This is a genomic window from Geothrix oryzisoli (genome assembly GCF_022808865.1).
GTDB lineage: Bacteria > Acidobacteriota > Holophagae > Holophagales > Holophagaceae > Geothrix > Geothrix oryzisoli.
Genome location: NZ_JAKZLB010000002.1, coordinates 360,347 through 384,911, shown reverse-complemented (window position 1 = coordinate 384,911; position 24,565 = coordinate 360,347). Strand labels below are relative to the sequence as shown.

Here is a 24,565-nt window from a genome sequence, read left to right as displayed (position 1 = left end):
ATCATCCGATCGTCCGACTGCCGCTCGCGCCCCAGGGCTGGAGGGCCTGGAGGGCGGGCTGGACGGGCTTGCCGGGGCGCTGGAGCTGGGTGAGCTCCAGGGCGCCATCGGGGGTGGTGAGCCAGGCGCCCTCCCGGCTCCAGACCAGCTGGCCCGGATCGCGGTAGCAGGCCCGGAGGGCCCCCACGCCGCAGACCTTCAGGGGCTGGCCTTCGAGCTGCAGCTCAGAGCCGGGCCAGGGCCAGAGGGCGCGGACCTGGCGGTGCAGGTCCGCCGCGGGGAGCCGCCAATCCAGATGGCCCATGTCCTTGCGGAGCTTCGACGCGTAGGTCGCCCCCTCGGGGGGCTGTTCCACCGGCCGGCCGCAGCCGCAGAGCAGCAGGGGCAGCTGGTCCATCAGCAGGTCGACCGCATCCGCCGAGAGGACCGCCAGCAGGCTTTCGGCCGTATCCGCGTGCCCGATGGGCCGGCGGGACTGGGCCAGGATGGGACCCTCGTCCAGTCCCTCCGTGAGTTTCATGAGGCTGACGCCCGTCTCCTCGTCCCCCGCCAGGAGGGCGTGGTTCACCGGGGCGGCGCCCCGCCAGCGGGGCAGCAGGGAGAAATGCAGGTTCCACACCCCCTGGGGGCAGGACTCCAGCATCCAGCGGGGCAGCAGGTGCCCGTAGGCCACGACGATCGCCAGGTCGATCTTCAGGGATTCCCAGAGAACCCGGGTCTCCGGCGCCTTCCAGCTCAGGGGCTGGTGGATGGGCAGGCCCAGTTCCAGGGCCGCCGCCTTCACCGGCGGGGCCTCCAGGTGGCGCCCCCGGCCCGCCGGCCGGTCCGGGTTGCAGAACACCGCCTCGACGCCCTCCTCGGCCAGAGCCCGCAGGGCCGGGACGGCCGCGCGCGGGGTGCCGAGGAACGCGATGCGGGTCATCCCCGGGCCTGCTTCTGGTACTTGCGCTGGATGACCTGGCGCTTGACGGGGCCGAAGTACTCCACGAAGAGGCGCCCGCGCAGGTGGTCGATCTCATGGCAGAAGGCCCGGGCCAGCAGATCCTCGCCTTGCAGTTCGTGCCAGGTTCCATCTTTGGCCCGGTTGCGGATCGTCACCTTCTGGGGGCGCTCCAGCACTTCCCGGATGCCGGGAATCGACAGGCAGCCCTCCGGTCCCACCTGGCTGCCCTCCTCCCGGATGATCTCGGGGTTGATGAGGATGAGCTTCTGGGCCGGGTCCTCGCCGGCCGAGCAGTCGATGACCGCGAGGTTCAGGTTCACCCCCACCTGCGGCGCGGCGAGGCCCACGCCCTCCTCGTCGAGGGTCGTCTCGAACAGGTCGGCCACGAGCTGCTCCAGCTCGGGGGTCCAGGCCCCCACATCCTCACTGTTCTTCTTCAGTCGGGGATCGCCCCAGGTCAGTACGGGCAGGACGGCCATGCAAACGCTCCAGCATTCCAGTGTAATCCATCGCCCATCCCTTGTTAATCTGGGAGGTCCGTCCACCGGAGCCCCGCATGCTGCGTTCCTTCCGTCAGGTTTTCAAATCCAACCGCACGCCCATGGCGGCGGTGATGATCGTGGTCCTCCTGGGCCTGGTGGCCTACCTGGCCCCATCCGGCCGGGTGGACACGCCGGATACCGTCGTGGCGCGGGTCTATGGCCGCGAGGTGCTGCTCCGCGACCTGGCCGAGCACATGCAGGAGCTCTACCAGCGCTACGGGAAGCAGGCCAGCCCCGAGGCCCTCAAACCCTTCGTCCAGTCCCAGGCCCTGAAGGACCTCATGAACCAGAAGCTCATGGAGGAGCTGGCGGAGCGCCACCACGTGGTGGTGACGGACGAGGAGGTGGGCGCCCGTCTGCGGGCCTACCTGAAGCAGTACCCCATCCTCCTGGACCCCCAGGGCAACCTGAAGTCCACCGCGGAGCTGAAGCAGATCTTCCAGGAGACCGGCTTCAACCCGACGCTCCAGGAGCGCAACCTGCGCAGTGAGCTGCTGCGCACCAAGCTGATCCAGCAGGCGGCCTTCCAGGTGCCCGTGGACGAGGCCTGGCTGGCGGTGGAGAACCGCCTGCGCAACGAGAAGGTCGCCTTCCAGCAGGCCACCCTGGCCGTGGCCCCCGCCGCCGTGGCCGATCCCGGCGACGGCCCCCTGGAGGCCTTCTACAAGGCCGGCGGCGACCGCTTCCTCCAGCCCCCCCGTCGCGTGATCCAGTTCGTGGCCGTGGACCGCGCCGCCCTGGGCAAGGAAGTCCAGGTGGACGACGCCACCCTCAAGGCTGGTTTTGAAGCCCGGAAGAACGACTTCATCGAGTTCAAGGCCCGCCACATCCTCTTCAAGGCCGAGGGCGACACCCAGGCCCAGGAGGCCACGGCCAAGGCCCAGCTGCTGCGCGAGCGCCTCGTCAAGGGCCAGGACTTCGCCAAGGCCGCCGAGGAACTGAGCGAGGATCCCAGCGCCAAGGGCAACGGCGGCGACCTGGGCTGGTTCCGGTTCCCCCAGATGCAGAAGCCCTTTTCCGAGGCCGCCGCCACGCTGAAGCCCGGCGAGATCAGCCAGCCCGTGCGGACCATCTACGGCATCCACCTCATCAAGCTGGAAGGCCGCCGCGAGAAGCGCTTCGAGGACGTCAAGGAGCAGCTCGCCAAGGAGATCTCCGACGACCGCTTCAACGCCCGGGCCCAGGAGCGCCTGGAGCAGCTCCGCAAGCGTGCCAACGGCGGCGACCTCGCCGCGGCCGCCAAGAGCCTGGGCAGCCAGGCCCAGCTCAGCCAGCCGTTCAGCAACGAGGCGGGCGCCGAGTCCGAGGGCCTGCCCGAGCTGCCCCAGATCGCCGCCGAGGCCTTCCGCCTGAAGGTGGGCGAGGTCTCCAAGCCCCTGCGCTTCGCCGATCGCCACCTCCTCTTCCGGGTGCAGGAGGAGCTGCCGGAGGCCGTGCCGCCCTTCAAGGAGATCCGCGCCAAGGTGCTGGCCGCCTACCGCCTCGAAGAAGGCCGCAAGCAGGCCCTGGCCAAGGCGCAGCAGGCCCTGGCCTCCGGCGGCCTGCAGGCCGTGGGGCCCGTCACGGACCAGGCTGCCGCCCCCCTCAGCGGGCTGCGGGACCTGGTGGCCCACCCCGGCATCCGCAAGGCCCTGCTCGAGACGCCGGTGGGCCAGACCACGCCCCTGCTCTGGGCCCAGGACGGGAAGCTCTGGGTCGCCCGCATCGTCTCCCGGGAGCCCGCCCCGGCCCTCGACTTTGAAGGCCGTAGGGCCCTCATCCAGGAAGTCCAGACCAGCGAGGCCCAGAAGCTCCTCTCCGCCGAACTCCAGTCCCTGGACCAGCAGGGCCGCCTGCGTTCCGGCCTCAGCAGCTTCTGGGGCCACTTCGACGGCATCTACATCAACACCGGCGCCACCCAGGTCTCGGTGGAAGAGTAGCCTCCAGCTCCCGGCGGTCAGCTCTCAGGCACGGATAGCCGGGAGCTGACCGCCGCAAGCCGTTCCAGATCCGGGTGGGGCGGGTCGGCCAGCAGCTGGCCGACAGGGCCCTGGCTCAGGGACTGGCCGTCCCTCAGCACGAGCATCCGGTCGCAGAGGACCTGGATCGAAGCCAGGTCGTGGCTCACGCAGAGCAAGGCGGTGCCACGGGCCTTCAGGTCCAGCAGCAGGGCCAGCAGGTGGCCCGCCAGCGTGGGGTCCATGGCCGAGAAGGGCTCGTCCAGCACCAGCAGGGCGGGCTCCAGCATGAGGGCCCGGCCCAGGCAGAGCCGCTGGGCCAGCCCGCCGGACCAGGCCGCGGGATGCTGCTCCAGGGCCGGCTCCGGGAACTTCACGTGGGCTGCCATGCGGGCTGCGGCCTCGCGGCGCGCTCCCGGTGTTCCGCGCTGCCAGATCTCCAGGGGTTCCTGGAGGATCTCCCAGCCCGTGCGATGCGGCGGCAGGCTGGCCTGGGGGTCCTGAAACACGGCCTGGATCCGCGGACGGCGCCGTCGGCGCTCGCGCTCCGGCAGGGGCGACCAGGGGGCGCCCTCGAGGAGGATCCGACCCCCGGTGGGTTCCAGCAACCCCAGCACCAGGTTCAGCAGGCTGGTCTTGCCCACGCCGCTGGGTCCCACCACGCCCAGGGCTTCGCCCTGGGCGATGGAGAAAGACAGGTCCTTGAGCACATCCTTTCCCAGGCGCTGAAGGCACAAGCCTTCAGCGCAAAGGACGGGCCCGGTCCTCAGCGGATCACCTCAGCGCCGAGGTAGGGCCGTAGAGCCTCCGGAACCACGATGCTGCCATCGGGCTGCTGGTAGTTCTCCAGGATGGCCACCCAGGTGCGGCCCACGGCCAGGCCGCTGCCGTTCAGGGTGTTCACGAAGGCGGGCTTGCCCTCCTTCCCCTTCATGCGGATGTTGGCGCGCCGGGCCTGGAAATCCCCGAACCAGCTGCAGGAGCTGATCTCCCGGTAGGTGTTCTGCGAGGGCAGCCACACCTCCAGGTCGTAGGTCTTCTGGCTGCTGAAGCCCATGTCGCCCGTGCAGAGCAGCACGCGCCGGTACGGCAGGCCCAGGGCCTCGAGGATGGCCTCGGCATTCTCCGTCAGGCGCTCCAGTTCGGCCTCGGCCTGGTCGGCGGCGGTGAACGTCACCAGCTCCACCTTGTGGAACTGGTGCTGGCGGATGATGCCCTTGGTGTCCTTGCCGTAGCTGCCCGCCTCGCTGCGGAAGCAGGGCGTGAAGGCGCAGTGGCGCATGGGCAGCGCCTCGGCGGGCAGGATCTCATCGCGGTAGAGGTTGGTGACGGGCACTTCCGCGGTGGGGATGAGATACAGCGCAGCCCCGTCCCCGCGGGAGGTCTTGAAGAGGTCCTGCTCGAACTTGGGCAGCTGGCCCGTGCCGTACATGCTGTCCGCGTTCACCAGGTAGGGCGGGATGACCTCGGTGTAGCCCGCGGCGGTCTGGCGATCGAGCATGAAGGCGATGAGGGCCCGCTCCAGCTTGGCGCCCAGGCCCTTCAGCACCGCGAAGCGCGCGCCGCTGAGCTTGGCCGCCCGGTCCAGGTCCAGGATGCCGAGAGCGGTACCCAGGTCCACGTGATCCCGGGGGGCGGCGATCTCCGGAACCCGGCCCCAGCGCTTGATCTCCACGTTCGCGTGCTCATCACGGCCCGAGGGCACGCTGGCGTGGGGGGGGTTGGGAATGCCCGCCAGGAAGTCCCTGAAAACGGCCTCGATCTCCCGTTCGGCGGCCTCCAGCGCCTTGAGCCGGTCGCCCACCTCCCGCTGCTGGGCGATGAGGTGGTCCGCGTTCTCCTTCGCCCGCTTGAGGCGCCCCACTTCCTCGCTCACGCGGTTGCGCTCCACCTTCAGGGCCTCGGCCTCCTGCAAGGCGACGCGGCGGCGCTGGTCCAGGTCCTGGTAGCGGGCGCGGTCCAGCGTGTACCCGCGTTCGGACAGGCGCGCCGCCACGGCGTCGAGGTCGTTGCGCAGGAGGTTGGCGTCAAGCATGGAAGTGTCCCGGAAACCTCCATTCTACCGGGCTCCAGGCTCTCCCGCTGCACGCCCGCCGACAGGGAAAGGGGGCCTGTTGCCAGGCCCCCCTCCTGCAAGAACCGACGGGATCAGTACGAGAAGTTGTAGCGGGCCGTCAGCCCGACCCAGCTTGGATTCATCGGGTTCACACCGGGAATCCGGGTCTCGGTCCGGGCCGAGCGCCATTCCGTGAAGTTGTAGTCCACGGCAGCCGACCAGGAATCATTGAACCGGTACTGGATGCCCATCCGGACACCAGCCTTCGCTTTGGAATCCTCGAAGGAGTACTTCGGTGCGAGGAAGGAGTCCGTCTTGGTGCCGTCATAGTAGTTCAAGTTCAGTCCGGCGTAGGGAACCAGCCCCTTGATCGGCGTGGCGAAGGTGAGATCCAGGCCCACGGTCACCGTATCGAGCTGCAGCTTCACGCCTCCGGCCGGGAAGACGTTCAGGGTCGGCGTGGAGTAGCGGCGGTCTCCGAAGGTCCGCATGTAGCGTCCATAGAGGTTGGCGCCAATCCCCTCGCTCGAGGGAATCATCTCGTAGCCGAACTCGAAGGCGTAGGACCAGGCTTTGCCGCCGGCGTACTTCCGGAGGTCGCCTTCGTTGAAGACGTAGGTGGCGCCGAAATACAGCGGCTTGGGCTTCGCCTCCTGAGCGAAGGCGCTGGTGACCACGAGGCCGGCCAGCAGGTACCGAGCGTGTTTCATGTTCACATCATCCTCCTGGTGATATCAGCTGGTTGACTCAGAACTTGATGCCCATGTCGATCCCGAAGGACCGACGGCCGCTCAGGCTGTTGGGGAGGCCGAACCCGGACGGCGTGCCCACCTGCAGGGTGGGGTTCGTGTCGGGATAGGGCCGGATCGCCGTGCTCGAGTCGCGGTAGACCCCTGCATAGTTGTAGGCGCCGTTCGGCATGATCGTATTGAAAATGTTGTACATGCTCACGTAGGTGAAGAACTGGAGCTTCCCCTTCAAGGGCACGGTGACGTTCCACTGCAGGTCGCACTGGAAGTAGTCCGGGCTCGTGAACCGGCCCCGGCCGTTCAGGTACTCCGGCATGGTCGTGGGGAGTCCCGTGGCGCCGCTGGTGAAGTATCCGGCCGGCAGGCTCTGCGTCATCGCCATGCTGTACGGCGCGCCGCTGGTGTAGCTGCCCATGAGGGTGACTTCGTTCTTGATGCCCCGCTTGGAGGTGATGGCGGCCGACAGCCAGCCCTTCACCACGTTGGCGGTGCTCAGGTATTCGAGGGGGCCATAGGGGTTGTAGGAATCCTGGGAGATGCCGAAGGCGTTGTACTTGTCGATGAAGCGGGTCCCCGAGCTGGCGACGTTGCCTTCACGCCAGGTCTCCGTGGAATAGAGCCGGCTGAAGGTCCAGTTGCCGGCGTAGTCCAGGGTGAAGCTGGTGCCCCGGACGATGGGGTATTTCCACTCAGTTTCCAGGCTGCGGAAGCGGCGCTTGCCCTGCGGATCGGTATCCAGCTTGCTCAGGTAGCCCGTGGGCACCGTGGCCGCCTGCCCCGTGAAGTCGGGGATGGTGACGACGGCATCGAATCCCGTGCGGTACCAGAGGTCCGTGAACCAGCGGTAGACGAGCGTGGAGCGGAAGAACCCGCCGTTGCCGAAATTCCGGCGGTAGCCCAGCTGGATCTCATGGGTGTTTTCCGGCTTCAGACCGTGATTGACCGTATACAGCGCATCAGCGTCCTGGACCGTATAGACGTAGCCGTAGTTCGCGGGGTTGGTGATATCCGCCAGGGTCGCCGTGGCCGCGGGCAGGGTGGAGCCCACGCTCCAGAAGCGGCGCGCGATCTGGTTGCCGGGCCGATGGGCGAAGAGACCGCCCAGGTTGCCCTGGCCGATGGTGCCGCGGAACTCTCCGTAGGACAGGTTCAGCAGGTGGACATTGTTCCCCTGGATGTCGTACTTCACCTCCAGGCGCGGGGACACGGCGTTGGATTTGATGTTGGTGCCGGCCCGGTCCTTGTCCTCCCAGCGGTCGAAGCGGAGGCCGCCCATCACGCTCCAGTGGTTGCTGAGCGTCCAGAGGTCGTTGGCGTAGATGGACCAGGTGGTGTCGTAGTTCTGCGTGTCACCGGATCCGCCGTCCTGGTAGGTGCGCATCTCCGGGATGTAGGCGTTGCTGTTGCGCAGGGTGGCCGAGGTCATGGTCTGGGCCGTGGACCCGACGTAGTTGTAGACCACATAGTTCCCGGTCAGGTCGCGGCCGGGCATGTAGAACACGCGGCGGTTGGGGCCGCTCTGCTCAGGCAGGAAGGCCGTTTCCTTCAGCATCTCCACGCCGACATCCACGTTGTGCGCGCCACTGAACCAGTTGAAGTTCGCGCTGGCCGTCTCGGCCTGCCGCACTTCGGCGGCGGGACTGAGGTAGTCGCCATTGGTGGCATAGGTGCCCCACGAACCCGTGGTACTGAAGAAGCTGGTGGCGGCGTTGGTCCAGACCCTCACCGTGACCGGATCCAGCGGGCCCGAGGAGAAGTGCACGGCCGACCGTTTCTTGCCGTACTTCACGTCCAGGATGCTGTTGGAGCCGAAGATGCCGCGGTAGTTGATGCCGTAGAAAGGCCGTTCCGACGACTGGTTCGAGGCCGCGAGGCTCTGGTTCGCCTGGTCGAGGTTGCCGTACTGCGTGTCGAAGTAGGGACCGAGCTTGTCATCCGTGTAGAAGACTTCCACCTGGTGGCCCTGGGCGGGCAGCCAGAACAGCTTGTACTGGTTGGTGGACGACTTGCGGGGGCCGGTGCCGACCATCGGGTTCCCGGAACTGGCGCCATAGGTCCAAGCCGTCGCACCCAGTCCCGGAAGGTAGTTCCGGCCGAGGTCCACGATGTTGGTGCTGGTGGCCACCGGATAGGTCACGGGGTTGATGCGGCCCGCATAGGTGAAGGTCAGCACGTCCTTGATGATGGGACCCGTGATCGTGTACTCGTAGGTCTTGGATAGGTCGTCCGACTGGACACTGCCGTTGGACAACCAGGTGGCTCCTCCGCGGCCGATGACGGGACCCGAGAGGGCGCCCCAGGACCCCTTGCTGAGCTTCACGCGGAGGCTGCCGCTGAAGTCGTTGCCGCCGGTCTTGGTGACGGCGTTGACGATGCCGCCGGAGGCGTTGCCGTACTTGGCGTTCAGGGGACTCTGGATGACCGAGATGTCCTCGATGAGGTCGTCGATCACCACCTCGAACTGGCGGCCCTGGCGCACCACGCTGTCGCGGACGCTGATGCCGTTCACCGTGAACTGGGTTTCACCCGTCAGACCGCCGCGCACCACCGGGTATTGAGTACTGCCCACCACACCCGGCGCGGTATACAGCGCGCCATAGGAGTTGAGCGATCCGGTGGGGAGGGCCTGGAGGGTCTCGGCGGAGATGTTGGTCGAGGTCTTGGTCTCGGTCTTGTCGACCCCGGCGGCGAAGGCGGCCACCACTTCCACTTGCGTTCCGGCGGTGGCGATGGCCTTGAGGCCGAACTCCTGGCGCAGGGTCTGGCCTGCCCCCAGGCGGAACTCGCTCTTGGAGCCGATGTAGCCCTCCTTCCTCACGGAGAGCTGGTATTCACCCGGCAGAACGAGCGGCATGCGATACTCGCCCCGCTCATTGGTGGTCGCGGCCCGCTGGCCCACCAGCTTGGGCCCGGTCAAGTCGAGATGGGCGCCGGCGATGGGGGCGCCATTGGCGTCCCGGACGATTCCCACAATGGTGCCGACGCTTTCCTGTGCCATGAGCGACGTGCCCACGAGCACCGCGCCCAGCGCCGTCAGTCGCTGCAACGTTTTCATGTTCCTACCTCCGAATCATTTCGAAAAATGGGTTGGGGCGCTGGACTAGAACCGGAATCCGACGTTGATGTCGATCGACACCTTGAACTTGTTGGTGGTCTCCACATGGGCGGGCTGGCCGGTGTAGGCGTAGGGCACGTAGTTGACCCACTGGTAGCCCACGCCGGTGAGGTTCACTTCGGTGAAGAAGTTCGGGGTGAGCTTGGCCTGCGCGCCGAGGAACAACCCGGGACGGAGGGAGCTCTTGCCCGGCGTGAAATTGAGGCCTTCCCGGTTCGTATTGTTCACGCCGGCCGTGGTGGCCACGCCGGGAGCGAGCTGGCCCGTAACCTCCTGCTGGGAGGTCAGGTTGTTCAGGGAGAGACCCCCGTGCCACCAGAAGACGGAGTCGAAGATCTGCTGGCGATAGCCCACGCTCAGGGAATACCCATCCAGGTTGTCCTTCCGGATGTCCACGGACGTGGCGGGAATGATGGCGCCCGTCGTCCCATTGATGTTGTATCCCGTGATGAACTGGGTCACTTCGTGATCCACCGAGCGATAGACCCGGTAGTTGAACTCAGCGAAGATCTCGCTGGTCTTGCCGAAGGGGCGCTCCGCGAAAAACGCCGCGTTCATCGTCGCGCGCGAAGCCTGGGGTCCAATGGCCCCGACCACGGCGCCGCCACCGAACTTCACGCCGTACTGGATGTCCTGGGCGCCTACGGGAAGCGCCACGCCCATGGCCAGCAGAGCCACCAGGGATGCCTGCTTGAAAGGTAGTTTCATGGAACCTTCCTCCTGTGGAATGGGTGGGAATTACTGGGCTGTTCATGAGCCATCGACTCATGAGGTGTAATTGGGAATCCCGAGAGTATGCACCTGGAGCAAAGGGATTTTCCACCGGTCCATCAAAAAAAATTAAACCTTTTCGGAATTGGGCACACTAAGGGCCTTTCGAATTGACAACCAGCAATCAAATCAAGACCTGCAACTCGTCATTGGTAAAAAACAATACTTCCGGCCAATACTATCCAGGGCTGTGCCCAAGGGTGCCGCCGGGGCGAACAGCCCCCCGGAGGCGCGGGGGGCCTCGCAGCCTCTGGCCATGTGGGTCGCGGAACAGGCTATGGGGCAGCCTGTGGAGCAGGGCCCCACAGGGAGGGAATCACGCGGCGTTCAGGCTTGAGCCCACGCTCCTTATGGCATGGGCTCTCCGGCCCTCCCGACCATGTGGGTCGCGGAACAGGCTGCGGGGGACCTGTGGAGCGGGGCCCCACAGGGAGGGAATCATGCGGCGTTCAGGCTTGAGCCCACGCTCCTTCTGGCATGGGCTCTCCGGCCCACCTTACCCCGAAGGCCTCCCGCACCTCGTTGATCCCGCCGCCGGCGCCCAGCACGAGGCCCAGCTTGGCCAGCGCCGCCCAGCGGGTGTGCAGGCCGCCGGAGATGGCGCCCATCTCCTCGATCCGCCGCCCCATTTCGTAGGCCGAGAGGTCCACGCCCCCATAGGGGCACTGCGAGATCACCACCACGGGCAACCGCCGCTCCCGGGCGTCCTCCAGGGTGGCGCGGAGGTCTTCCCGGCCCATGGGCAGGTTGCCGGCTCCGAAGGCCTGGATCAGGATGGCCCGGGCCCCGTGCGGGGCCGGGTACCAGGCCATGCCGGGGTGGGGCGTCAGGGTGTGGATGGCCAGGTCCAGGCGGTCGCCCAGATCCGGAGGCACCTGTCGGACGAACTGCCCCACCTCGGGGTGGAGCCGCACCTCCGCCCCGATCTCGGCTAGCGGGGGCAGGTTGGGGCTCTGGAAGGCCTCGAACTGGTGGACGCTCAGCTTGTCCGCCGCCACGCCGCGGATCCAGTGGGTGCCGAAGCAGATCCCCACCTCGGGGATGCCCCGGCAGGCCAGGTCCACCGCATTGACGAGGTTGCTGCGGGCATCGCTGCGCACGAAGGCCAGGGGCCGCTGACTGCCCGTGAGCACCACGGGCTTGCCCAGATCCGCCAGGAGGAACCCCAGGCAGGAGGCCGTGAAGGCCATCGTGTCCGTGCCATGGATGATCACGAACCCATCGACCGCCTGCGCCTCGGCCCGCACGCGGGTGGCCAGCGCGAGGATGTGCTCCGGCTCCAGACAGGAGGAATCCTGGTTGAAGGGGACCTCCACGGACAGCTTCGCCATCTGGCCCAGCTCGGGGACCTGCTCCAGCAGGTGGTCCAGGAACCGCCCCGGGGCCAAGGCAGCCGGATCACCACTGGGCATCATGCCCAGAGTACCGCCGGTGTGGAGGAGGAGGATCGTCCGCATGGTTCCACCCTAATCGAAACGGGGCGGACTTCTCCATCGAGGCGCCCGCCGGGGCCCTGGAGCCTGCCCTGCGGTTGGCCTGCGGGGCTCCCGGATGGTTAACTGAAACAGGCACTTCGCCATCCCATGCGCCGCATTCCCCGTTATTTCCAGCTGATCGCTGGCCGCTACCTCCAGCGGCTGCTGAGGAAACGCCTGTCTGGCCATCAGTTGCAGGCGGCGGTCGAAACGGCCCTGGCCACCCTGCCCATCCAGGAGAAACTCCTGGTCCGCGAAGGGGCCCTGAGGTCCGAAAGCCTGAACCGCCAGCTGGCCTGGGCCATGGCCTTCGTGGCCGGAGCGGTCAACGCCGGCGGTTTCCTGGCGGTCAGCCACTACACCTCGCACGTGACCGGCGTGGTCTCCTCCATGGCGGATGAACTGGCCGACGGCGACCTCACCACCGCACTCGCGGCCCTCTCCATGATGTTGAGCTTCCTCGCCGGAGCCTTCGTCTGCACCACCCTGATCAGCCTCGGCCAGCGCCGGCGCATGCGCAGCCGCTATGCGCTGACCCTGGTCCTGGAAGCCGTCCTGATGATGGTCTTCGGCTTCATGGGGAACCGCCTCCAGCAGGAGATCAGCTTCACCCTGCCCACCACCGTCATGCTGCTCTGCTTCATCATGGGCATGCACAACACGGTCACCTCCATCATCTCCGGGGCGGCCGTGCGCACCACGCACCTCACGGGCACGGTCACGGACATCGGCATCGAGCTGAGCCGCCTCACCTACGTGAACGTCCACCATCGGCATGGCCGGGAACGCATCGTGGCCAACCGCCAGAAGCTGACCCTCCTGCTGCTGATCCTCATCGCCTTCCTGGCCGGCGGCGTGACGGGCGCTCTTGGCTTCCGGCACATCGGCTTCAAGGTCACCGTGCCGCTGGCGGGCTTCCTCTGCTTCCTGGCCACGCGTCCCCTGCTGCTGGAAGTGCGCCTGCTGCTGCACCGCCTGCGCCGCCAGTGGGATCCCGACCACCCCGCCACCTGAGGGCGGACCAAGGGCCGCCTAGACCGCGACGACCACCGCTTTCACCTCATCGAACCCCTGCTCGCTGTTGCAGCTGACCACCACGGCGCACTGGCCCGGCTGGCTGGGCGGCAGGTGGACCTCTCCGGCGAAGCGACCATCGGCCGCGGTGCGTCCGGTCAGGAGGTTGCTCGCCTTCTTCAGGCTGGACACGAGCTTCACGGTGACTTCCGCATCGGCCACGGGGCTCTGGCTCTGGCAGAGGCGCGCCCGCACCTGCACCAGGAAGGGTGCCCCGAAGGCCGGCTTCATGGGCTGGTCCACCACCAGCTCCAGGGTGTCGACATCGCCCTCCAGCTGGAGGAACTCGAGGATGGCTTGGTCCAGAGGCCGATCGTTGAAGGCCTGCTGCTCCAGCAGGTCAGGCGGCGTCTGATCGTACTTGCCGTTCTTGATGTCCCGGATCACCGCCCGGTGCTGCTCGTCCATGCGGCCCTGGATGGCGCCATCGGAAATGGGCGGAGCGGCCGTCAGATCCTCATAGGACGACCGGTAGCTGTCGAGAATTTCGCCGCCCACGTAAATGAGGGTCTCGATCCTGGGATTCGACAGGCCCTTGTCCTCCGTCTGCACGTGGTAGACGCGGTTGCCGTGGCGGACGTCCGTGTTGTAGCCGGTGATCATGGGAAGCGCCTGGAGGGCGGGAAGGCAGGGCGGGTCATGGGCCTACCTTTGCAATCTTCCGGCCACTTCGGGCATGACTTCCCAGGCAATCTCCCGGACCACCTGATCGCCCATACGCGCCACCACGGCCTTCACCAGGGCATCCATCAGAGCCGGGTCCGCCAGGAGCGCCTGAACCTGGTCCGGGGTGAGGGCGGCCTGACCCGGTGCGGCATCCGCGTGCCCAGGAGCGGCAGGAGCCGGTTCGGCCTGGGGTGCCGCTGCCGGCGCAGTCCACGGCCCTCCGGTGGGTTCGTGCGCGGGCTCGGGAGCCGGAAGGGCGGCGAGGGCCTCGGCCGGGGCCACAGGAGTGGTGTGGGACGTCTCCAGAACCGGGAGGGCGGCAGCGGCCAGGCCGGCGAGGGCGGCCACGCCGCCCACCTCGGCGAGCGCGGAGGGCGCCTCGATTGCGGCGGGAGGTTCGGGCAGGGGCGGCAGCTCGAGACCACCTTCCAACTCATCGAAGGATTCCAGGCCCGTGAAGGAAAGGCTCTCCTCGGCCAGAGGCTCGGCAGGAGGGGCCATCGCCTCCACCGGAGGCGGTTCGGATGGGGCCGACGGAGGCTCGGCGAACGGCGACAGGGCCACCGGCTCGGTGGACAGCGAGGTGGAGGTCAAATCGTGGATGCCGTCCAGGTCCAGCTCCTCCAGTTCGAGGTGCACCTCCGGCACCGCGGGCTGGGCGGCAAGGGCGGAAACCGGCTCCGCCGCGCTTTCCTCGGGCCAGAGATCCTCGGCCGTGAGGATCAGCAGGTCCTCCTCGGGCTCCGGGGCCACGACCTCGGGAGCGGGTGCCGGTTCCAGCGGGGGCAGGGACCCGCCTCCTCCAGCGGACGGGAAGTCCGACAGGATCTCAGGCAGGGTGAACTCGGCGGTCTGCGCGGGACTCGCGGCGGCCGGACCAGGTTCGGCGGCAAGCGTGACCGGCGTGGCCAGCAGGGCCCTCACCCGGTCGCCCAGCTCGCGCAGCTCGATGGGCTTCTTCAGGAAACCCTGGATCGGCGCCTTGGCCAGCCGGTTGGGGTCCACGGGGTCCAGCACCCCGGCCATCAGGGCGATGGGGAGGTTGGCCGTCGCCGCCATGTCCCTCAGGCGGGCCAGCAGCGTCCAGCCATCCATGCCCGGCATGGTGGTGTCGATCAGGGCCACGTCGAAGCGCTCTCCCCGCGTGAAGCGGTCCAGGGCCTCCGCGGCGGAATCGACACAGACCAGTTCCACATCCGTGGGAGCCAACAGGGATTCGGCGATGCGGTGGATGCTGGGATTGTCGTCCACGAGGAGGAGGCGCGGCATCTGGGTACCTCGGGAGGCCGGGAGGAAGAAAGAGTGGCTGGGCACAACGCTACCAGAAATGCGCACTTCCAACGCAAGTGAATGGATCCCGACCCAGATTCAATCTGGCCTCTAGTGCAGCAGTTTCCTCAGGAGGCGCACCCGTTCCGCCTCCACCAACCGCACCAGCAGCACGCGGTCGCCCACCCAGATCCACGCGGCGCCCAGGGGCTCCCGCAGGGCGACCTCGGGCCCCCCCGGCAGCCAGCCCTTCACGGAGGCCCGCAGGTTCGTGGCCGTGCGCCACTCCGGCCGGTAGACCTCGAGCAGGGCCTGGCGCTGGCGTTCCGGCGGGAGGGTGCTTTCGTTCCAGCGCTGGTCCCAGGCATCGAAGGCCCCGTTTCCCCGCCAGGCCCAGGCCGCGTCCCAGGCGGGCCAGGGCAGGGTCTCGTCGGGCACCGGAGTCCACTCGACGGCCGTCAGCGGGCTGGTGCGCCGGGCCATGCCCTCCTCGGGGAGCGGGGACACCAGTGCCATGCGCTCAGGGGGATGGGCCGTCAGCAGTCCGGGCCCCGCGGCGGCCCGCCGCCAGCGGCCGCCCTGCAGGGCCCAGGCCGTCCAGCCCTGGCTCCCGCCGTGCCAGAGGTGATCCGCCCGGGGGAACCAGAGCTGGTCCCCGGCGTGCCAGGGCAGCTCGAGGCGGGCGCCCGGCAGGTCCCGGCCATCGTCCGACAGGGCCTCGGGCTTGGTGGCCAGGCCGCGGGGCGGCGCCGGAAGGCCCGGTTCGTCCCAGGCGGCGAGGGTGGCCTCGCCCGGGTCCGCCTCCAGGGGCAGGGTGCTGACCAGCAGGTGAGCTTCCCCATGGGGTTCCGCCTTCTCGAAGAACCCCAGCAGCACGGCCTTCCCGTCCCAGCTGAAGCGGCTCCACGGGCCGGATTCCGTGGACCAGATCACGCGGCCCTCGGGCACCTCCAGCAGCCGGGTTTCGAACCGGCCGTCCCCCATCTGCAGGGTCACCAGCAGGCGGCTGCCCTTCACCGGGTCGAGCCGCGCCGAGCAGAGAGGGGCGTCGAAGCGGTAGCGGCGCCACTCCAGCCCCCGCCACAGAACGACCTCGCTGCGTCCCTGGGGACCGTTCAAGGCCAAGCCCTGGTCGCCCAGGTAGGGCGAAGCGGGCTCCCACGGCGTGCCGAAGCCCCCTTCGAAGGGCCAGGGCTCGGACTGGTCAGGGTCCAAGGTCCCCTGGAACCGGGGGGCCCAGCCGTCGTCCAGGCGCAGCTCGGCCAGGGATTCGTAGCTCCCGAGGTTCATGACCGCCGGGACCTCCACCGCCGAGACCCCGCCGGCGCTCACGGGACGCGGCGCCTGCACCACCGCGAAGAGCAGCAGCATGGCGGCAATGAAGAGGGTGGCGATGATGTACCGTTGGGGGATCACGTGGCGGCCGCAGAAACAGAACCATCATGACTGATTGGAGACGCACCGCGATGAGGCACAAACCCGCCGTGGAAACCGAACTGAAGCTGCGCATCCCCGCCACAGGACCCTACCGGCCCCTGCTGGAGGCCCTGGGCTTCCGGGAGACCATCCCCGCCCAGCCGGAGCTGAGCCTGCTCTGGGACCGGGACGGCGACTTGCGGGCCGCAGGCTCGGCGCTGCGGACGCGGCGCTTCGCCGGGGCCTTCCGCCTGACCTGGAAGGGCCCCAAGGTCCCCGACGCCATGCTGAAGATCCGGCCCGAACACGAAACCGGCATCGAGGATGGCGAAGCCCTGGAGGCCATCCTCCGCGCCCTGGGCTACGCCCCGGTCCTGCGCATGGAGAAGGTGCGGGCCGTGTGGGAGCGGGAGGAGCTGGAGGCCTGCCTCGACGAGACGCCCTTCGGCTGCTACCTGGAGCTGGAGGGTGAACCCCAGGCCATCCGCGCCGCCATGGAGGGCCTGGGCCTCGCCCCCGACCGCGCCGAGCCCCGCAGCTACCCCGAACTGTACCAGGCGAACGGCCTCGGCTAGACCTTCAGCACCTGCTCCAAATCCTCGATCAGATCCTGGACATCTTCCACACCCACGCTGAGGCGCAGGAGGTTGTCGTTGATGCCGAGGCGCTGGCGGTCGGCCTCGGGCACGCTGCCGTGGGTCATGCTGGCGGGGTGGCAGACCAGGCTCTCCACGCCGCCCAGGCTCTCGGCCAGGGAGAACACCTTGAACGAGGAGGCCATGCGCCGGGTGCGCTCGGCGTCGCCCGTATCGAAGCTCACGATGCCCGAGAAGCCCTTCATCTGCTGCTTCGCCAGGGCATGCTGGGGATGGGACTCCAGGCCGGGATAGTAGACGGCCTTCAGGTCCTTGCGCCCCTCCAGCCAGCGGGCGATCTGAAGGGCGCTCTGGTTGTGGCGCTCCATGCGGAGGTGCAGGGTCTTGGTGCCCCGCAGGATGAGCCAGGACTCCATGGGCGACAGGATGCCGCCGGCGGCTTTCTGGTGGAAGCGCAGGCCCTCGGCGATGTCCTCGCGGTTAGTGATGGCGATGCCGCCGATGGAGTCGCTGTGGCCGTTCAGGTACTTGGTGGTGGAGTGAAAGACCAGGTCGGCCCCCAATTCCAGGGGCCGCTGGTTGTAGGGCGTGGCGAAGGTGTTGTCCACGGCCAGCACGGCCTTCGAGCCCATCAGGGTCATGACCTGGCGCACGCCGGCGATGTCCGTGAGGCCGAGCATCGGGTTGGTGGGCGTCTCCAGCATCACGAGCTTCGTGTTCGGCCGCAGCGCCGCCTTGAAGGCCGCCAGGTCGCCCGTGTCCACCTGGGTGTAGGTGAGGCCGAAGCGGGTCATCACCTTGTCCAGCAGGCGGAAGGTGCCGCCGTACACGTTGTCCCCCAGCACCACATGGTCGCCGCTGGAGAGCTGCTCGAAGATGGCCTGGATGGCCGCCATGCCCGAGCCGAAGGCCATGCCGTGGGCGCCGCCCTCCAGCGCCGCCAGGTTGGCCTCCAGGGCGTCACGGGTGGGGTTGCGCACGCGGGCGTAGTCGAAGCCCTTGTTCTGCCCCAGCCCTTCCTGCACATAGGTGCTGGTGAAGAAGACCGGCGTCATGATGGCGCCGCTGGTGGGGTCCGGCGACTGGCCGGCATGGATGCAACGGGTGTCGAAACGGCCTTCGAGGTTCATGGGACCATCCTTCGTGATCCACCAGTGTGAGGGGGAGCGGCCATGAGGAAAAGCATCGCTTCGGCATCTATGGTTCTGGCCCTGCTGGCGACCGGGTTGGCTTGCCGATCCGACAACCCGGAGGACCAGGTGCGGAAGGCCTTCGGCGCCTGCGTGGCCGCCGTGGAGGCCGGGGATGCCGCGGCCGCCGCCGCGCCGCTGGATCCCGCCTTCCGGGGCCCCGAGGGGATGGACAAGGCCGCCGCGCGCCTCTTCCTCCTGGGCCTCCTGAGGCAGGAGAAGGTGGGCGTGACCGTGGTCCGCAGCGAGGTCACCGTGCGGGACCGCGAGGCCTTCCAGGAGGTGGACCTGCTCCTCACGGGCCGCAGCAGCGGCCTCCTGCCCCAGGATGCGTCCCGCCGCTCCTTCGGGCTCCGCTGGCGGAAGACCGAGGGGGACTGGCGGATCGTGGAGATCCAGGAGCGCTGACCCGCCCCGGCCTCAGCCGCCGTGCGCCCGGAGCCAGGCCTCGTCCCGCACGGGGATGCCCAGGGCCTCGGCCTTGGCGAGCTTGGAGCCGGCCTTCTCCCCGGCCACGAGCAGAGTGGTCTTCGCGCTCACACTGCCGGTGACTTTCGCGCCCAGCTGCTTGAGCAGGCCTTCGGCCTCCTCCCGGGAGAGCGAGGGCAGGGTGCCGGTGACCACCGCGACCTGGCCGGAGAGGGGCAGGCCGCCCCGGTCGCGAGGTTCCGGCGGCGTGGGATGCACCCCCAGCGCAGCCAGCCGGGCCGGCAGCTCCGGATGCAGCGCCGCGAAGGCCCGGAGGGCGGCGGCGACCTTGGGTCCCACCTCCTCCACCGCCTGGAGGCGTCCTTCGTCGGCCCCCCACAGGGCATCCAGGGACGGGTAGGCCTCCGCCAGCAGCTCCGCCGTGCGGGCGCCCACCATGGGAACGCCCAGGGCATGGAGCCAGCGCGACAGCGGCTTCGTGCGGGCGGCGGCCAGCGCGTCCAGAAGGTTCTGGGCCGACTTCTCGGCCATGCGCTCCAGACCCGACAGGTAGGCCAGGCCTCCGCGGGCATCTTCCAGCAGGGTGAAGACCTCCCAGGGCTGCTCGAAGCGGCCGGAGGCCACGAGCTGTTCCACGAGCGCTTCGCCCATCCCCTCGATATCCAGGGCCGCCCGGCCTCCGAAATGGAGCAGGCGGGCCTCCAGCTTGGCGGGGCATTCGGGGTTCAGGCAGCGGATGGCCACTTCCGCGTCATCCACCTTGCCCACCTCGCCTCCGCATACGGGACACCTGGCCGGGATGGGGGACTGCGGGAGATCCCGGTCCGCCTCGCCGGGGACCAGGGCCACCACCTTGGGGATGACTTCGCCGCCCTTCTCGATGAACACGCGATGGCCCACCCGAAGCCCCAGCCGGGCCAGCTCGTCGGCGTTGTGCAGCGTGGCGCGGCGGACCGTGGAGCCCGCCACCTCCACCGCCTCCAGCTCGGCCACCGGTGTGAGCTTGCCCGTGCGCCCCACCTGCCAGGTGATGCCCAGCACCGTCGTGGTCACCTGGGTGGCCGGGTACTTGAAGGCGATGGCCCAGCGCGGCACCCGGTCCGTGGCGCCCAGCCGCTGCTGGAGGGCGGCGTCGAGCACCTTGATCACCACGCCGTCCGTGTCGAAGGGCAGCTGCAGACGGGCCTCCGCCTGCGTCGAGATGAAGGCCAGCATGGCCTCCAGGTCACCGGTGGCGTGGCCGGGCATGACTCCGAAGCCCCACTCGCCCAGGTGGGCCATGGAGCGGGCGTGGTCCTCCTCGCGGCCCTCGCCCCAGAGCGCCTGCCAGGGGAGGAAGGAGAGGCCGCGGGCGGCCACCTCCCGGCTGTCCAGCAGCTTCATGGTGCCGCTGGCGGCGTTGCGGGGATTGGCGAAGCGCGCTTCGCCCCGGCCGTCCCGCTGCCGGTTCAGCTCTTCCCAGCGCTTGCGGGAGAGGAACACCTCCCCGCGCACCGTGAGGGCGGCCGGAGCGTCCGCGGGGAGCCGCATGGGGATGTCCGCGATGGTCCGGGCGTTCTCCGTCACCAGCTCGCCGGTCTCGCCGTCGCCACGGGTGAGGGCCTCCACCAGCTTGCGGTCCTCGTAGCGCAACGACAGCGACAGACCGTCCACCTTCAGCTCGGCGGCGTAGCAGGGCCCGGCCTCCGGGGCGAGCTTGCGCCACTTGGCCTCCCATTCGCGCAGGTCGCCCTCGGAATAGGCGTTGTCGAGGCTGAGCATGGGCGTGGCGTGGCGCCGTTTCTCGAAGGCGTCGATGGGCGGGGCCCCCACGCGCAGGGTGGGGCTGTTGGGATCCGCCAGCTCCGGGTGGGCGGCCTCCAGCTCGCGCAGCTCGCGCTCCAGGGCGTCGTATTCGGCGTCGGAGACCACGGGCTGGTCCAGCACGTAGTACCGGTGCCGGTGCCTCCGCACCTGGTCGGCCAGCTGCTTCATGCGGGCTCGCAGATCCATCACTTCACCCTCGACCGGTACAGGATGCCCATGATGAGGCCCAGCGCGAGGAAGAAGCTCAGCGTGCTGCTGCCCCCGGCGCTGAAGAAGGGCAGCACCATGCCCTTGTTGGGCAGGGCGCCGGCCACCATGCCCACGTTCACCATCAGATGCAGGGCAAAGATGCCCGCGGCCCCGGCGCAGAAGTAGGCCTCGACGTTCGTGTGGGCGGCCTTGGCGGCATCGAGGATCCGGCTCAGCAGAAGGCCGAAGAGCCCCAGGACCAGGAGCACCCCCAGGAAGCCCCGCTCCTCCGCCCACACGCTGAAGGCGAAGTCCGTGGTCTTCACGGGCAGGAAGTTCAGCTGGGTCTGGGAACCGCTGGTGAAGCCCCGGCCGACGAGGCCGCCCGCGCCGATGGCGATGCGGCTCTGGTTGACCTGGTAGCCCTTGCCCTGGAGGTCGGCGGAGGGATCCAGGAAGATCAACACCCGCTGCTTCTGATAGGGCTTGAGCGCGAATTTCCAGGCGCCGAGCCCCCCCACGGTGACCAGCAGGAGCAGCGCGATCACCCAACGGGCCCGCAGCCCCTTCATCAGGGGGATGACCAGCAGGATGGGCAGGAAGCTCAGGGCCATGCCGAGATCCGGCTGGCGCTGGATCAGCAGCATGGGGAAGGCCACCAGGCCCAAGGCGCCCAGCAACTCGAGGCGGCCGATGCTGTCCGCGGGCCGCGAGCCGAGGCGGTGGGACACATACAGCAGGGTCACCCACTTCATGAGCTCCGAAGGCTGGAAGGTCTGGCCGGCGAGGACGAACCAGCGCGTGGCCCCGCCGATCTTCTTGCCCACCACCAGCACGGCCGCCAGCGCCACCAGGCCCAGCAGGTAGGCGGGGAAGCTGTAGCGGAAGATGCGGCGCGGATCCGTGGCCGCCAGCAGCAGCATCAGCGTCAGGCCCATGAGGTTCCAGACGCTCTGCTTGAGCCAGATGGTGGCCTGGGGCGTATTCCGCCCGGCGGAGTAGAGGGTCAGGGTGCCCAGGACCACCAGGGCCAGGATGACCCACAGCAGCCGCGAATCCAGGGCCCGGACGCGATCCTTCATTCCGCCGCCTCCACCGGAGGGGCGAAGGGATCCACCATGCGGCCGCGGGGCGGCGGCAGGGGATTCTTCACGCGGTCCACGAACCAGTACTTCACGAGCTTGGCCGCGATGGGCGCGGCGGCGGTGGAGCCGAAGCCCGCATTCTCCACCACCACGGCGAAGGCGATCTGCGGCTTGTCGCGGGGCGCGTAGCCCGCGAAGAGGGCGTGGTCCTTCAGGTGCTTGGCCTGGCGGGCGTAGTGGCTCTTGTCCACGAAGGTGGCCACCTGGGCCGTGCCGGTCTTGCCGACGAAGGGGGCTTCCCGCGCGATCTCCCGGATGAAGGGGTTGGCCGCGGCCGTTCCGCTCTGGACCACCTCGTAGAGCCCCTCATCCAGGACCGCCCAGATCCGGGGGTCCAGGGGCGTGTCCCGGGGCGCCGGCGGTGGCGCTGGTTCCAGTTCGTTGCTCTGATCGTTGCGGAAGCCGTAGAAGAGATGGGGCGTCAGCGCCTTCCCCCGCGTGGCCAGCGTCGCGTAGAACCGCGCCAGGCCGATGGGCGTGACGCCCACGGCCCCCTGGCCGATCCCCACGCTGATGGTTTCGCCGGCATACCACTTCGGATCCCGGGGGGCGGCCTTGCGTTTCCAGGCGCGGCTGGGGATGCGGGTCCGCTTCTCCTGGGGCAGGTCCACCCCCGTGCGGTCCGTGAACCCGTACTTTTCGGCCGTGGCATAGATATCATCGATATCCAGGCGCGAGGCCACTTCGTAGAAGTAGACGTCGCAGCTCTGGGCGATGGCCTGCACCAGGTTCAGGCCGCCGTGGCCCGAGGGCTTGTCGCAGCGGAAATCGCGGCCGTAGAAGTTCTTCTTCCCCGCGCAGTAGATGACGGTCTGGGGCGTGATCACGCCCTTCTCCAGGCCGGCCAGCGCCACCAGCAGCTTGAAGGTGGAGCCCGGCGCGTAGATGCCCTGGATGGCCCGGTTCAGCATCGGCCGGGTCGGGTTGTTCAGGTAGCGGTCCACCATCTCCTGGCTGAGGCGGTTGAGGAACAGGTTCGGGTCGTACGAGGGGCTGGAGTACATGGCCAGGATGCCCCCGTCGCGCAGGTCCAGCACCACGGCCGCACCGGCTTCCTCGCCGTAGGCGTCCTGCATCACCTTCTGGAGGCCCGCGTCCAGGGTGAGGTAGAGGCTGCGGCCCGGGGCCGCATCGGTCTGGCCGAAGTGGGCGACCTCGGTGCCCAGCTGGTCCACCAGGATGCGCCTCTGGCCGTCCACCCCCTTGAGCTTGTCGTTGCCGCTCGCCTCGAACCCTTCCTTGCCGATGGTCTCTCCCAATCGGAAGACGCCCGGCTTGGCCTTCATCAGCTCTTCGTCCACTTCCCCCACATAGCCCAGCACATGGCCCGCCAGCTCGTCGCCGAGGTAGACCCGCCGGGGGGCCACATCCACGCTGAGGAAGGGGAAGCGGGCCCGGACCCGCTCCGCCAGGGCGATGCCCGCGTCGTCCAGGTTCTCCTTCAGCACCAGGGGGCGCCCCTTGCCGGCGAAGCGGTAGCTCTGGATCTTCCGGGCGAGGGCGGCGGGCTCCAGTTCCAGGGCCAGGGCCAGCGACTCGATCACCTCGGGCCGGGTGGGCAGGTCCTCCCGCTGGATGACGAGGTGGAGGGCCCGGCGATTGTCCACCAGGCGATGGCCGTTGCGGTCCAGCACCAGCCCCCGGGGGGCGGCGATGGGCCGCACCTTGACCGCCTGCTGCATGGCCAGCTGCTGGAACTCGCCATGCCGCACCAACTGGAGCCAGGCATAGATCAGGATCAGCACCGTCACCAGGCTCCAGGCCAGAGCCTTGAACACCCCGAGGCGGCGGTGGAGGAGGGGGCGCTGCCGGGGATCCATCAGCCCAGCCGAGGGGAGGGCCCGGTGTACATCGCGCGCCAGATGGCCCAGCCCCAGAGGGGCAGGCTGAGCAGGGCCCAGAACCAGCCGGAGCCCCAGGCGTGCGGACCCGAGGCGAGACGCACGGCCAGGTGGACCAGCAGGGTGTGCGCCACCAGCAGCCCCGCCAGCCGGGCCAGCCAGCCCTTCACGCCCTCCAGGGGCCAGCGGCCGGCGAGCCCGCCCGCCACCAGGGCCAGGGTCATGTCCGCCCAGGCCGTGCCGCCCATGTGGGGATAGAGCCGCAAGGAGCCTTCCAGGGCCCAGCCCGCGGCCGCGGCCCAGAGGACGCCCGTGAGGGGGGAGCCGGCCCGGGGCGCCAGGGCCAGCACCAGCAGGATGTGCACCACGGCCTGGAGGCGCGGGAAGGGCGCGCTGAGGAACACCAGGCCCAGGGCCGCGGCGCACAGCAGGTTCTGCCGGAGCAGGGACGGTGGCGAGATCCTCATGGCGTACCCCGCTTGCGCTGCGGTTTCTGCTCCGGCGCCACGAAGGGCGGCTGCACCTCCAGGGGCGGCTGGGACGGCAGCAGCAGCACCGTGGACAGCCGGTCGAGGGGCGCGGACAGGTTGACCTGCACCCTCAGCTCCAGATCCCCCTTGGTCACCTCGGCCACATAGCCCACCAGGAGACCCCGGGGGAATACGCGGTCCAGGCCCGAGGTCAGCACGGCCTCACCCACCTGCACCACTTCCTGGTTGCTGATGTAGCGGATCAGGGCCCGCCCGGAGCCCAGGCCCTGGAGCACCCCTGTCGCCCGGCTGCGCATGAGCATCACGGCCACGGAGGCATTGGGGGCGTCCACGGGCAGCACCTTGGCCTGGGTGGGCCCCACGGACCAGAGCCGGCCCACGATGCCCTCGGGCACCAGCACGCCCTGGTCGGGCACCAGCCCGAGGTCCTGGCCCCGGTCGAGGATGAGCCCGCCGAACGCGGCGGGCCGCGTGCTGAAGAGCACCCGGGCGGCCTTCAGGTCCAGGGGGATCTGCCGCTTCAGGCCCAGGAGCCGCACGGCCTCGTCCGCTTCCGCCAACCGGGGTGCCTCCTGGGCCGCCTGGGTCCGGACCTGGGCGAGCTCGGCGACCAGCCGGGCGTTCTCCGCGCGGGTCTCCGTGAAGCTGCGAGCCGCTTCCCGCCGGTTGACCCGCCACTGGGCCCAGCGGGAGGCCAGGCTCTGGGAAGGGCGCGAGACCGCATCGGCCACTCGCGTCCAGTGGCGGCCGGGCGCGGGTCCGAGCAGGACCCAGATCCCATGGCCCAACCAGAGGACGACGATGAGGAAGCGCTGCCCCCTCGCGCGGCTCCATCCCCACTTGGCGGCGCGGATGGGCATGGCCC

21 protein-coding genes are annotated in these 24,565 nt (G+C 68.9%); 4 read left to right on the top strand and 17 right to left on the bottom strand.

Translation table 11 applies throughout. The annotated features are described in order from the left end of the window. Position 1 precedes the first annotated feature (1 nt). Both fmt and def read right to left on the bottom strand, forming a co-directional pair. Positions 2-922: a methionyl-tRNA formyltransferase gene (gene fmt / locus MLE43_RS06440; protein ID WP_243302655.1), complete on the bottom strand. Its 921-nt coding sequence runs from the start codon at positions 920-922 to the stop codon at positions 2-4. Beyond that, on the bottom strand, positions 919-1,422 hold the full coding sequence (def, locus tag MLE43_RS06435; protein ID WP_243302654.1) for a peptide deformylase: 504 nt from the start codon (positions 1,420-1,422) through the stop codon (positions 919-921). Before def ends, fmt begins: the two co-directional genes overlap by 4 nt. A gap of 77 nt (positions 1,423-1,499) precedes the next feature. On the opposite strand from def, the gene MLE43_RS06430 reads away from it, so the two are divergent. Then, a complete protein-coding gene (locus MLE43_RS06430) occupies positions 1,500-3,404 on the top strand; it encodes a peptidylprolyl isomerase (protein ID WP_275976089.1) in 1,905 nt (634 codons plus the stop codon). A gap of 17 nt (positions 3,405-3,421) precedes the next feature. Here the strand turns inward: MLE43_RS06430 and MLE43_RS06425 are convergent, their stop codons facing one another. The 6 genes from MLE43_RS06425 to MLE43_RS06400 form a co-directional block, all read right to left on the bottom strand. Continuing rightward, positions 3,422-4,159 (bottom strand): ATP-binding cassette domain-containing protein, encoded by a 738-nt coding sequence (locus tag MLE43_RS06425; RefSeq protein WP_243302653.1) that lies wholly within the window; start codon positions 4,157-4,159, stop codon positions 3,422-3,424. Between the two features lie 29 nt (positions 4,160-4,188). Next, positions 4,189-5,457 (bottom strand): serine--tRNA ligase, encoded by a 1,269-nt coding sequence (gene serS, locus MLE43_RS06420; protein ID WP_243302652.1) that lies wholly within the window; start codon positions 5,455-5,457, stop codon positions 4,189-4,191. A gap of 113 nt (positions 5,458-5,570) precedes the next feature. Next, positions 5,571-6,188 carry an outer membrane beta-barrel protein gene (locus MLE43_RS06415; RefSeq protein WP_243302651.1) on the bottom strand — a complete coding sequence of 206 codons (618 nt, stop codon included), beginning with the start codon at positions 6,186-6,188 and terminating at the stop codon, positions 5,571-5,573. 37 nt (positions 6,189-6,225) lie between these two features. Next, a complete protein-coding gene (locus tag MLE43_RS06410; RefSeq protein WP_243302650.1) occupies positions 6,226-9,282 on the bottom strand; it encodes a TonB-dependent receptor in 3,057 nt (1,018 codons plus the stop codon). Positions 9,283-9,327: 45 nt separating this feature from the next. Continuing rightward, complete coding sequence (locus MLE43_RS06405) at positions 9,328-10,050, bottom strand: hypothetical protein (protein ID WP_243302649.1); 723 nt, start codon at positions 10,048-10,050, stop codon at positions 9,328-9,330. A 512-nt stretch (positions 10,051-10,562) separates the two neighbouring features. Further along, the gene (locus MLE43_RS06400) at positions 10,563-11,570 is read right to left on the bottom strand and encodes an asparaginase (RefSeq protein ID WP_243302648.1); all 1,008 of its coding nucleotides are present in this window, start codon (positions 11,568-11,570) and stop codon (positions 10,563-10,565) included. 126 nt (positions 11,571-11,696) lie between these two features. Between MLE43_RS06400 and MLE43_RS06395 the strand changes: the two genes are divergently transcribed. After that, positions 11,697-12,602: a YoaK family protein gene (locus MLE43_RS06395; RefSeq protein WP_243302646.1), complete on the top strand. Its 906-nt coding sequence runs from the start codon at positions 11,697-11,699 to the stop codon at positions 12,600-12,602. Positions 12,603-12,620: 18 nt separating this feature from the next. Here the strand turns inward: MLE43_RS06395 and MLE43_RS06390 are convergent, their stop codons facing one another. From MLE43_RS06390 to MLE43_RS06380, 3 genes are all read right to left on the bottom strand, one after another. Continuing rightward, a complete protein-coding gene (locus MLE43_RS06390; protein ID WP_243302644.1) occupies positions 12,621-13,265 on the bottom strand; it encodes a hypothetical protein in 645 nt (214 codons plus the stop codon). Between the two features lie 42 nt (positions 13,266-13,307). Beyond that, positions 13,308-14,597, bottom strand: a complete 1,290-nt coding sequence (locus MLE43_RS06385) for a response regulator (protein ID WP_243302643.1) — start codon at positions 14,595-14,597, stop codon at positions 13,308-13,310. A 111-nt stretch (positions 14,598-14,708) separates the two neighbouring features. After that, the gene (locus tag MLE43_RS06380) at positions 14,709-16,013 is read right to left on the bottom strand and encodes a hypothetical protein (protein ID WP_243302641.1); all 1,305 of its coding nucleotides are present in this window, start codon (positions 16,011-16,013) and stop codon (positions 14,709-14,711) included. Between the two features lie 50 nt (positions 16,014-16,063). Here MLE43_RS06380 and MLE43_RS06375 point away from each other — a divergent pair, with 50 nt between their 5' ends. Continuing rightward, a complete protein-coding gene (locus tag MLE43_RS06375; RefSeq protein WP_243302640.1) occupies positions 16,064-16,588 on the top strand; it encodes a class IV adenylate cyclase in 525 nt (174 codons plus the stop codon). Here the strand turns inward: MLE43_RS06375 and MLE43_RS06370 are convergent. Next, entirely contained in the window at positions 16,585-17,739 is a 1,155-nt protein-coding gene (locus MLE43_RS06370) for a trans-sulfuration enzyme family protein (RefSeq protein WP_243302638.1), read from the bottom strand. The two genes, MLE43_RS06375 and MLE43_RS06370, sit on opposite strands and share 4 nt — an antisense overlap. A gap of 42 nt (positions 17,740-17,781) precedes the next feature. On the opposite strand from MLE43_RS06370, the gene MLE43_RS06365 reads away from it, so the two are divergent. Then, positions 17,782-18,207 (top strand): hypothetical protein, encoded by a 426-nt coding sequence (locus MLE43_RS06365; RefSeq protein WP_243302637.1) that lies wholly within the window; start codon positions 17,782-17,784, stop codon positions 18,205-18,207. Between the two features lie 12 nt (positions 18,208-18,219). Here the strand turns inward: MLE43_RS06365 and ligA are convergent, their stop codons facing one another. The 5 genes from ligA to mreC are packed head-to-tail and all read right to left on the bottom strand — an operon-like array spanning position 18,220 to position 24,560. Further along, entirely contained in the window at positions 18,220-20,220 is a 2,001-nt protein-coding gene (ligA, locus tag MLE43_RS06360; protein WP_243302636.1) for an NAD-dependent DNA ligase LigA, read from the bottom strand. After that, complete coding sequence (gene rodA, locus MLE43_RS06355; RefSeq protein ID WP_243302635.1) at positions 20,220-21,305, bottom strand: rod shape-determining protein RodA; 1,086 nt, start codon at positions 21,303-21,305, stop codon at positions 20,220-20,222. The genes ligA and rodA overlap by 1 nt, the downstream gene beginning before the upstream one ends. Beyond that, entirely contained in the window at positions 21,302-23,188 is a 1,887-nt protein-coding gene (gene mrdA, locus MLE43_RS06350; protein WP_243302634.1) for a penicillin-binding protein 2, read from the bottom strand. The genes rodA and mrdA overlap by 4 nt, the downstream gene beginning before the upstream one ends. Then, positions 23,188-23,676, bottom strand: coding sequence for a hypothetical protein (locus MLE43_RS06345; RefSeq protein WP_243302633.1), 489 nt, complete (start codon positions 23,674-23,676; stop codon positions 23,188-23,190). Before MLE43_RS06345 ends, mrdA begins: the two co-directional genes overlap by 1 nt. Next, positions 23,673-24,560 carry a rod shape-determining protein MreC gene (gene mreC / locus MLE43_RS06335; protein ID WP_275976088.1) on the bottom strand — a complete coding sequence of 296 codons (888 nt, stop codon included), beginning with the start codon at positions 24,558-24,560 and terminating at the stop codon, positions 23,673-23,675. The genes MLE43_RS06345 and mreC overlap by 4 nt, the downstream gene beginning before the upstream one ends. Between the last annotated feature and the right edge of the window lie 5 nt (positions 24,561-24,565).

Bases quoted from the DNA above. Each gene is read 5' to 3' on its own strand.
- fmt (WP_243302655.1), bottom strand. From the start codon at position 922: ATGACCCGCATCGCGTTCCTCGGCACCCCGCGCGCGGCCGTCCCGGCC.
- MLE43_RS06415 (WP_243302651.1), bottom strand. From the start codon at position 6,188: ATGAAACACGCTCGGTACCTGCTGGCCGGCCTCGTGGTCACCAGCGCC.
- serS (WP_243302652.1), bottom strand. From the start codon at position 5,457: ATGCTTGACGCCAACCTCCTGCGCAACGACCTCGACGCCGTGGCGGCG.
- MLE43_RS06385 (WP_243302643.1), bottom strand. From the start codon at position 14,597: ATGCCGCGCCTCCTCCTCGTGGACGACAATCCCAGCATCCACCGCATC.
- MLE43_RS06375 (WP_243302640.1), top strand. From the start codon at position 16,064: ATGAGGCACAAACCCGCCGTGGAAACCGAACTGAAGCTGCGCATCCCC.
- rodA (WP_243302635.1), bottom strand. From the start codon at position 21,305: ATGAAGGATCGCGTCCGGGCCCTGGATTCGCGGCTGCTGTGGGTCATC.
- MLE43_RS06370 (WP_243302638.1), bottom strand. From the start codon at position 17,739: ATGAACCTCGAAGGCCGTTTCGACACCCGTTGCATCCATGCCGGCCAG.
- MLE43_RS06365 (WP_243302637.1), top strand. From the start codon at position 17,782: ATGAGGAAAAGCATCGCTTCGGCATCTATGGTTCTGGCCCTGCTGGCG.
- MLE43_RS06405 (WP_243302649.1), bottom strand. From the start codon at position 10,050: ATGAAACTACCTTTCAAGCAGGCATCCCTGGTGGCTCTGCTGGCCATG.
- MLE43_RS06410 (WP_243302650.1), bottom strand. From the start codon at position 9,282: ATGAAAACGTTGCAGCGACTGACGGCGCTGGGCGCGGTGCTCGTGGGC.
- ligA (WP_243302636.1), bottom strand. From the start codon at position 20,220: ATGGATCTGCGAGCCCGCATGAAGCAGCTGGCCGACCAGGTGCGGAGG.
- mrdA (WP_243302634.1), bottom strand. From the start codon at position 23,188: ATGGATCCCCGGCAGCGCCCCCTCCTCCACCGCCGCCTCGGGGTGTTC.
- MLE43_RS06395 (WP_243302646.1), top strand. From the start codon at position 11,697: ATGCGCCGCATTCCCCGTTATTTCCAGCTGATCGCTGGCCGCTACCTC.
- def (WP_243302654.1), bottom strand. From the start codon at position 1,422: ATGGCCGTCCTGCCCGTACTGACCTGGGGCGATCCCCGACTGAAGAAG.
- MLE43_RS06400 (WP_243302648.1), bottom strand. From the start codon at position 11,570: ATGCGGACGATCCTCCTCCTCCACACCGGCGGTACTCTGGGCATGATG.
- MLE43_RS06390 (WP_243302644.1), bottom strand. From the start codon at position 13,265: ATGATCACCGGCTACAACACGGACGTCCGCCACGGCAACCGCGTCTAC.
- MLE43_RS06430 (WP_275976089.1), top strand. From the start codon at position 1,500: ATGCTGCGTTCCTTCCGTCAGGTTTTCAAATCCAACCGCACGCCCATG.
- MLE43_RS06345 (WP_243302633.1), bottom strand. From the start codon at position 23,676: ATGAGGATCTCGCCACCGTCCCTGCTCCGGCAGAACCTGCTGTGCGCC.
- mreC (WP_275976088.1), bottom strand. From the start codon at position 24,560: ATGCCCATCCGCGCCGCCAAGTGGGGATGGAGCCGCGCGAGGGGGCAG.